Origin of the sequence: Pseudomonas sp. HMSC066A08, assembly GCF_001813025.1 — a bacterium.
Lineage (GTDB): Bacteria > Pseudomonadota > Gammaproteobacteria > Pseudomonadales > Pseudomonadaceae > Pseudomonas > Pseudomonas aeruginosa.
Window position 1 is genome coordinate 1 of sequence record NZ_KV811349.1, and the last position, 254, is coordinate 254.

1 pseudogene is annotated in these 254 nt (G+C 61.0%); it reads right to left on the reverse strand.

The annotated features are described in order from the left end of the window. Positions 1 to 254, reverse strand: a pseudogene (locus HMPREF2886_RS27275) (conjugal transfer protein TraM); the annotation flags it as partial.

The following is a 254-nucleotide window of genomic DNA, read 5'->3' on the forward strand; positions in this document are numbered from 1 at the left end:
CGTTGCCAGCATCGGCGAGGGCGGCAGTCACGGCCTGCCGCACTTGTTCGCTGACGTAGTTGGCCGCGTCGGTGATTACCTTCCCGGCCGTTTCCTTGGACTGTTCGACCTGCTGTTGCAGGCTCACGGTCAAGGCCCTGTTGGCTTCGTCGTACTGGTCGGAAACCAGTTCGAGGTAGCGGCCCAAGACCATATCGCTGACCGTGACCGTGACCAGTATCGGATCGTCCTTGCCGATCAGCACGTTGTGCTTG